The sequence below is a fragment of the Sphingobium bisphenolivorans genome, assembly GCF_000412635.1.
GTDB lineage: Bacteria > Pseudomonadota > Alphaproteobacteria > Sphingomonadales > Sphingomonadaceae > Sphingobium > Sphingobium bisphenolivorans.
The window spans coordinates 1-1,816 of record NZ_ASTG01000051.1 but is presented as its reverse complement, the minus strand read 5'-3'; the positions used below and the strand labels follow the sequence as shown (position 1 = coordinate 1,816).

Below are 1,816 nucleotides of genomic sequence, written 5' to 3'. Positions count from 1 at the left end.
CAGACGTGACGACCGTAGCCGAAAGAGACCATTTCCTTGATATTGTCGCGGTTCAGGCGAAACGTCTCAGGTTCGGGGAATACATCGGGGTCAAGATTTGCAGCGGTGAGATCGAGGTAGACGATCGATCCGGATTCGATTTTCTGGCCGCATAGTTCTACATCCGACAGCGTTCGCCGGAACAGCCCGTCGACCGAACCGCGACGGCGCAGCGTTTCGGAAATCGCCGCGGGGATCAGCGACGGATCCTCGGTAAGAGTGTCCTTGAGGTCCGGCGTGGTCAGCACGAAATAGGTGAGGTGCGCGATCAGCGTTGCCGTGGTGTCATGACCAGCCGCCCCGAATTCCAGTGCGTTGCGAACATTGGCGCTGATCGTGATCGTGCGTGAGCCGTCCGGTTCGCGCAGCTGCAACAGGTTTGACAGCATGTTGTTGCCGGGATTGCGATCAAGGTTCTCGACGACTTCGCGCAGGTAGTCGTTCGCCTCCGCCAGGTCTTCCCAGTTCTGCCGCAGTACCTCTTCCGGCATCGGCACGAAGAATCTTGCGTCGGCGCGCTCCGGTACCTTAGGGGTGAACAGCTGGAAGAAGCAGTTGGACCAGCGATGATAATCTTCCGCCCGTTCCTTGGGGAGCCCGAGCAGATCGACGATCAAGTAGAGCGCAAGTTTGTAGCTGAAATCGTGGAGGAGATCGCATTCGCCCTTGTCGATGAAGGTATCGATAAGTTCGTTGGCGATCCGGCGAACGACCTCGTCCTTACCCACCAGCCGACCGGGGAGGAGGGCTTGCTGGACGGGAACCCTGAGCTTGGTGTGCTCCGGCGGGTCCATCGAGGGCAGATGCACGTCGGTGTAAAGGTCCGGCACGCGCGGCGCGATATCATCGGGCGGGGGGAGCAGGCCAAACGCGACAGAAGAAAAGACCTGCGGAGTGAACAAGGCCGAGCGCACATCCTTGTGCTTGCTGACGATCCACAAATTCAGCGGCTTATAGAAGTGCAGCGGATAGTCCCTAAGGGCGCGGGCTGCGTATTTTTCGCGGTTGCAGGCATATTCGGGCGAAAAGATGTCGAGGTCTGGAAAGACCGGCAGTGTCTGAGGGTTCATGTTCGGATTCCCGCTCATTTTCGAATTGGGAAGGAAGGACGGCGTCGGCGCGCGTGCGCAGACAGCCTAGGCGCTCAGGAGTCCGGCGGGATCGTGAGCTTAAGGCCATCCAGTTCGGCCGTGACCGGTATTTGGCAGGAGAGCCGCGACCGTCCGGGGGTCGAGACCAGGCCGGAAAGCAGCATCTCCTCGTCGGAGGAGACCGGCGGCAGGGTCCCGGCGGGAGCAGCGTCGATGTAGACGTGGCAGGTCGCGCAGGAGCAGCATCCGCCGCACATCGCCTCGACGCCGTCGATATTGGCGTCGCGAAGGGCTTCCATCAGGAACCCGGAGGCTGCGACGTCGAGTTCGCGTATCTCCCCATCGCGGGTAGTCACTTGGATATGAGGCATTTTCTTCCAACTCCCGTCAGGCTCGCTTGGCTGGTGTAGGCATTGGCAAACCGAAGATCCGACGCCTCGTCGCCCGCTTGGTCGCGTTCTGTTCGACCGAATCGTGCGGCGTCAGAGCGCTTGCTATGCTATATTGATCCCTTTATCAATAGCGGGAAGCGTGCGGACTTCTGCGGCCAAGCGACGTTTGCAATCAGGCTGTGCGGAGGCCATAGGGCCGCTGTCGCGGGGCATGGCTGGCCGGAGTCGAAGCGGACATAAAATGGGCAAGGCTTAACAGGGAGCTCCGGAGGGCTCTGTTGCAAAGATTGGCGG

Annotated in this window: 2 protein-coding genes; both read right to left on the bottom strand. The window is 60.2% G+C overall.

Annotation, left to right across the window (positions count from 1 at the left end; genetic code table 11):
* Positions 1-1,109: cytochrome P450 (locus tag L858_RS0119130; RefSeq protein WP_022684652.1), on the bottom strand; the 1,109-nt coding region annotated here is incomplete at its 3' end.
* 74 nt (positions 1,110-1,183) lie between these two features.
* Positions 1,184-1,501, bottom strand: a complete 318-nt coding sequence (locus tag L858_RS0119125; RefSeq protein ID WP_022684651.1) for a 2Fe-2S iron-sulfur cluster-binding protein — start codon at positions 1,499-1,501, stop codon at positions 1,184-1,186.
* Positions 1,502-1,816: the final 315 nt, after the last annotated feature.

Bases quoted from the DNA above. Each gene is read 5' to 3' on its own strand.
- L858_RS0119125 (WP_022684651.1), bottom strand. From the start codon at position 1,501: ATGCCTCATATCCAAGTGACTACCCGCGATGGGGAGATACGCGAACTC.